Annotated in this window: 7 protein-coding genes and 1 pseudogene; 6 read left to right on the forward strand and 2 right to left on the reverse strand. The window is 28.5% G+C overall.

Annotation, left to right across the window (positions count from 1 at the left end; translation table 11 throughout):
- Nucleotides 1–160: 160 nt before the first annotated feature.
- A pseudogene (locus Q0C58_RS02500) lies at nucleotides 161–253 on the forward strand (16S rRNA (uracil(1498)-N(3))-methyltransferase); the annotation flags it as partial.
- Nucleotide 254: 1 nt separating this feature from the next.
- Here Q0C58_RS02500 and Q0C58_RS02505 read toward each other — a convergent pair.
- Complete coding sequence (locus Q0C58_RS02505; protein WP_290697012.1) at nucleotides 255–977, reverse strand: thioredoxin family protein; 723 nt, start codon at nucleotides 975–977, stop codon at nucleotides 255–257.
- A 26-nt stretch (nucleotides 978–1,003) separates the two neighbouring features.
- On the opposite strand from Q0C58_RS02505, the gene Q0C58_RS02510 reads away from it, so the two are divergent.
- From Q0C58_RS02510 to Q0C58_RS02530, 5 genes are all read left to right on the forward strand, one after another.
- Nucleotides 1,004–1,672, forward strand: coding sequence for a DUF4159 domain-containing protein (locus Q0C58_RS02510; RefSeq protein ID WP_290697015.1), 669 nt, complete (start codon nucleotides 1,004–1,006; stop codon nucleotides 1,670–1,672).
- A 17-nt stretch (nucleotides 1,673–1,689) separates the two neighbouring features.
- On the forward strand, nucleotides 1,690–2,022 hold the full coding sequence (locus tag Q0C58_RS02515; RefSeq protein WP_290697018.1) for a hypothetical protein: 333 nt from the start codon (nucleotides 1,690–1,692) through the stop codon (nucleotides 2,020–2,022).
- 27 nt (nucleotides 2,023–2,049) lie between these two features.
- Nucleotides 2,050–2,550 (forward strand): TrmH family RNA methyltransferase, encoded by a 501-nt coding sequence (locus Q0C58_RS02520; protein ID WP_290697020.1) that lies wholly within the window; start codon nucleotides 2,050–2,052, stop codon nucleotides 2,548–2,550.
- A gap of 120 nt (nucleotides 2,551–2,670) precedes the next feature.
- Nucleotides 2,671–3,771, forward strand: coding sequence for an AI-2E family transporter (locus tag Q0C58_RS02525; RefSeq protein WP_290697031.1), 1,101 nt, complete (start codon nucleotides 2,671–2,673; stop codon nucleotides 3,769–3,771).
- Nucleotides 3,758–4,954, forward strand: a complete 1,197-nt coding sequence (locus tag Q0C58_RS02530; RefSeq protein WP_290697034.1) for a class I SAM-dependent methyltransferase — start codon at nucleotides 3,758–3,760, stop codon at nucleotides 4,952–4,954. The genes Q0C58_RS02525 and Q0C58_RS02530 overlap by 14 nt, the downstream gene beginning before the upstream one ends.
- 42 nt (nucleotides 4,955–4,996) lie before the next feature.
- On the opposite strand, the gene Q0C58_RS02535 is transcribed toward Q0C58_RS02530, so the two are convergent.
- Nucleotides 4,997–5,419: a hypothetical protein gene (locus tag Q0C58_RS02535; RefSeq protein WP_290697037.1), complete on the reverse strand. Its 423-nt coding sequence runs from the start codon at nucleotides 5,417–5,419 to the stop codon at nucleotides 4,997–4,999.
- Nucleotides 5,420–5,754 lie beyond the last annotated feature (335 nt).

Raw genomic sequence — 5,754 nt, forward strand, 5'->3', positions numbered from 1 at the left:
AAGTGTGTAAAATTTAAAGTTAATAAAATAAAAAAACTCAGGATTGAATTCAATCCTGAGTTTTTTGAAACTTACACAGTTTATGAGATAGTGCCAAATCTATAAACCTAAGCAGAGTTAAATTAAAAGAAATGAGAAGTCCAGGATACTTTTAATTTAAAAATTTATTCCAGTAACTTTAGGAAAAACACACTTACATACAGAAACTGTTGCTATTATTGCTTGTCATTCTGTTGCTTTTGTTAATGAGTAAGTTACAATCCTTTCTCCACAGCTCCAGTAATATCTAAATTACTTGTTTGAATAATAGCAACAATACTTAACTCATCTTTACTATTTACTACTTCAGGTATTTCTACTGTTGCGTTTCCGGTTGAGTTTATAACTTTACTTATTATTTCGTTTACAACAATGTTTTCGTTTTTAATAGTTCGGTTTCTGTTCTCACCTCTTTTAATTTCGGTTGTACGTTCATTAATAACTAAGGCAAATCGAATATTTTTATTTTCAGTATTACCTTTAATATTATAATCTAAATTCAAGGTATTACCATTACGTTTCAAATTTGTTAAAACTATCTCATTTACAGATACTTGTTTTCCGTAAGTTTCTAATTTATTATTCAATGTTGCAGCATTAGAACCAACAAAATGTTCTTTTCCATTTACAACTAATTGTGGTGTGTAAATACGATTTGAAAAGAATTTCTCTCCATAACTACGTTGTCTATCAGTATTATACTTATTACTAAATGGATCTTTCCATCCAATATAATTCCAATAGTCCACATGGTATGATAAAGCAATAATAGTACTATTATCATTTTTAACAATACCTAACAAAGCGTCTGCTTTTGGGCAACTAGAACAGCCTTGAGATGTAAACAGCTCTAAAACTGTAACTGGTTCAAATGTTTCTGGTTTTGACTCTTGAAAGTTAAAAAGCAGCATAATTAATACTAAAAGTGTGTTTTGCATAACAATAATTTTTATATTTTTGAGATATGATAAATAGTCTTAAAAACACACTAAAACTTACATGCACAGTAGTAGTTTGTATGCTGTTTACTTTGCATGCACAATCTCAAGACTTGGCCATTTTAAAATATAAAGGTGGTGGTGACTGGTATTCTAATGCAACAGCATTACCAAATCTGGTTAAATTTTGTAACGAGACTATCGATACCAAAATGAATGAAAAACCAGAAACTGTAGAAGTTGGTAGTACAGATATTTTTCAATACCCATTGTTACACATGACAGGTCATGGTAATGTTTTCTTTAGTGATGAAGAAGCAGAAAACCTTCGTAATTACTTGATTTCAGGTGGTTTTTTACATATTGATGACAATTACGGAATGAAACAATACATAACTAAAGAGTTAAAAAAAGTATTTCCAAATCAAGAATTAAAAGAATTACCTGCAAGTCACGACATTTTTAAAACGGCTTTTGCTTTCCCAAAAGGCTTACCAAAAATTCATGAACACGATGGTAAAAGACCACAAGCATTAGGTTTATTTCACGAAAACAGATTAGTGCTTTTATTTACCGTTGAAAGTGATTTAGGTGATGGTTGGGAAGACCAAGAAGTACATAACGACCCAGAAGTTATTAGACTAAAAGCTTTACAAATGGGAGCGAATATTGTTAAATATGCTTTTGAAAATTAATATAAAATTCCATTAAATTGAAATTATCTTACTACTGCACTTCTTGCAAAGAAGAAAACTATATAAAGACTAAAACTGCTGAGCGTTACGGTTTTTTAAAAGAATATAGTAGTAAAGAAATAAACGAAAGATGTAAACACTGTGGCAATTTTACTAAAAAAGACATTAATAGGTTGCATGCAGAACCTAATAATTATCTAATTATTGGTGGTATTATAGCTGCAATATTGTTTACCGTAATTTTTTGGGGATTTGGATACATTAGCACATTAACCGCAGGAATTCCTTTTTATTTTTGGGTTAGTGAAAACAAAAAAACAAGTCTATTTAATAAATCTCGAGTACGTTAAAAACTAACATATTAATTAACAATTAAAGTGCAACTCACCCACTACACCACTAACTTTAACAAGAAAATATTTCCAATCACTTTAGTTTGCGAAAACGTTACTAATGCTCCAAATATTGGTAGTCTCTTTCGTATTGCTGATGCCTTTGGAGTAGAAAAAATAATCTTTTGTGGTGATACTATTCCTTTAGGAAGAAAAATGACTAAAACATCACGTGCTACAGAAAAAGCAGTAAAGTATGAGGTTTTAAAAGATGTTTTAGAAGCTATTATAGCTTTAAAAGCAAAAGATCATCAATGTATTGCTTTAGAAATAACAGAGGATAGCTTACCAATTCACAGCTTTAATTTTTCAACTAAACAACCAATTGTATTAATTATTGGAGATGAGAATTTTGGTGTTTCTGAAGCTGTTTTAAATGAGTGCGACCATATACTACACATTAATATGTTTGGACAAAACAGCAGTATGAACGTAGTTCAAGCAACCAATATTGCGCTATATGAAATAACAAAAAAGTTACAATAACTTCAATTTTACATTTTATTTAATAAATAACTTTTCTATCTGTATATTTACTTAATAAATTGAGCATATAAAAATTATTTATAGTAAACAATATCCCAGTTAAAAAACCAAATACTACACATGAACTCTAATGCAATCTCAAACGGAATTTTAAGAGCAGTTGCGATACTTGTTGGAATTGCTATTCTTTTATGGTTTTTGTATCAAATACAATCTGTAATAACTTACATAACAATTGCTGGTGTGGTGTCGCTTTTAGGAAGACCTATTAAACATTTTTTTACAATTAAATTAAAGTTTGGAGATACACTTGCTGTTGTAGTAACCATGTTTCTGTTTATTTTAATAATTGCAGGTATTATTGGTATGTTTATTCCGTTAGCCATAGAACAAGGTCAAAATTTATCGCTTTTAGATATAGAAAAACTACAATTAAATATTGAAAACCTTTACACAGAGTTTATTAATCATTTTAATCTTAGAACAGCAGATGTAGAAGAAAAAATTCAAGATTCAAAAATCATGTCTAAACTTAATTTTGGGTTTATTCCAGACATTTTAAACGCTATTGTTACTGGATTTGGTAGTTTTAGTGTTGGTTTATTTTCTGTGTTATTTATTTCATTTTTCTTCTTAAAAGATAGTACACTATTTGGTAACAGTATAATGGCATTTTTTCCTAAAAAGCAAGATACACGCATAAAGGATTCGCTTTTTTCTATTAGAGATTTACTCTCACGCTATTTTGGTGGTTTAGTAATGCAATTACTAATATTGTTTATTATTTACTCTATTGTATTATTTATTTTTGGTATTAAAAATGCACTCATTATAGCTTCACTCTGTGCGCTTTTAAACGTTATACCTTATGTAGGACCAATGATTAGTGCTGCATTACTGATACTTTTAACAATGTCTAGTAATTTGGGAGAAAGTTTTAGTGACGTTATTTTACCAAAAACAATTTATGTAATGATTGGTTTTGTTGTTGCGCAATTAGTTGACAACTTTTTTAGCCAACCGTATATTTTTTCTAAAAGTGTGAAATCACATCCATTAGAAATATTTATTATCATTATTATAGCTGGTTTGCTTTTTGGAATTGTAGGATTAATATTAGCTATTCCACTTTACACAGCTATAAAAGTAATCGCCAAAGAATTCCTTTCAGAATATAGAATAGTTAAGAAATTAACAAAAGGATTAGATGTTAAAAAATAGTTTAGATAACGTTGTTTTAAATTTTGAAAATCAAGAATTTATAAATAATAATTTAACTATTGATGTTACTAAATTATTACTTAAACAATCGCTAAACACATCTGTAGATATAAAACTATTGATAGAGCAAATTGAAGCGAAAAAACGTTGTAAAAAAAAACTCCCTACTTGGTTTTCTACAAAAAAAATATACTACCCAAACAAACTTAATATAGAGCAAACCTCTTCTGAAATTGCAGCACTTTATAAAGCAGATTTAGTTTCTGGTGAATCCTTAATAGATTTAACAGGCGGTTTTGGTGTAGATTGCTTTTACTTTTCTAAACAAGTAAATCATGTTTATCATTGCGAAATTGACTCTAAATTATCTCAAATTGTAAGGCATAATTACAAACAATTAAACATTGACAATATAACATGCTATCCTGAAAATGGTATCATAACTCTAGAATCTCAAAAAAAGAATTACGATTGGATATATGTAGACCCTTCAAGACGTGATCTTACAAAAGGCAAAGTATTTTTGTTGGACGATTGTCTACCAAATGTCCCAAAACATTTAGAATTACTTTTTAAGTATTCTAAAAATATAATGATTAAAACATCTCCTTTATTAGATATCACCTCAGGTATTTCAGAACTAAGATGTGTTAAAGCTATTCATTCTGTAGCTGTAAACAATGAAGTAAAAGAATTACTTTGGGTTTTAGAACGCGATTTTAGTGGTGAAATAGAGATTAAATCAATAAACATTGCTAAAGATAAAAAGCAAGTTTTTAATTTTTATTTAAATGAAGAATCCATAGCTTATAAGGGGCTAAGTATACCTTTAACCTATCTATACGAACCAAATGCTGCGCTACTAAAAACTGGAGCTTTTAATGTTTTAGCTGAGAAACTTGCTCTTAAAAAACTACATAAACACTCTCATTTATACACTTCTAAAAAACTTGTAGATTTTCCTGGACGTTGTTTCGAAATAATTAATGTTTTGGAATACAATAAAAAGAAATTTAAAACTGTTTTTAAAGAAACAGAAGCAAATGTTACTATTAGAAACTTTCCAGAGTCTGTTCAACAAATTCGTAAAAAGCTAAAATTAAAAGATGGAGGTAGTGATTATTTGTTTTTCACCACCAACCTTGATAACAAAAAAATAATAATAGTTACAAAAAAAGCCTAAAACAAAATCTATTTTAGGCTTTATATTATTGATATATAGTGTTTAAATCCCTGTAGGAACACTAGTTGCTAGTGTGTTATTAGACATTATTTCTAATTCATAAGTTTCGCAGTTTGCTAAAACTAATTGTGTTTTCATATCTGAAACTCCAGTAGTGTTACTCTTTATAGAAAAAAGAATTTCACCTTCTGGAAAGGAAGTCCAACTTGTTGATGTTCCTGGCGCTACGTTTATAAATTCTATAATTTGACCTGAAGTAGTACTAATAATTTCAAACTCAAAATTTACAGTTCCGTTATTAATTAAACGAGACTCTGGTTGGGCGTTTGTACAAGTAAGATTGGCTTCGTTAGATGCCTGATTTAAAGACTGTTCGTCATCTAAAGATTCAACCGAACAACTAAATGTTGTAATTAATGTTAAGGCAACAATAACCTTTAATAATAACGATGTAATAATTTTCATAAGTAGGTTTTTTTTATTTGAGAGTGCAAAAGTACTATCTTTTTCTACTTCTACAATCAGAATTTAAAAAAAAAGCATGAAAATAGATTAAATGCATTTTAATCGGTTAAAAAGCATGTTTAGTTATTTAATAATAAAGTTGATAATAAAAAAAAAACGAAATAAATAAAATACAAAACCTTAATTATTAATCGTTTACTGAAGTGTCAGGCTTTTTTCGAGAAAGCGATACTATAGATTTTAGCTTTTCTTTTCTTGCTATTTTTTCTTGTCGCAATTTATTCTTTTTCTTATCCATAAGTTTAGAATGCTTTGCTTTATTTTTTGTGTTTTTT

The sequence above is a fragment of the Lacinutrix sp. genome, assembly GCF_023299985.1.
GTDB lineage: Bacteria > Bacteroidota > Bacteroidia > Flavobacteriales > Flavobacteriaceae > Lacinutrix.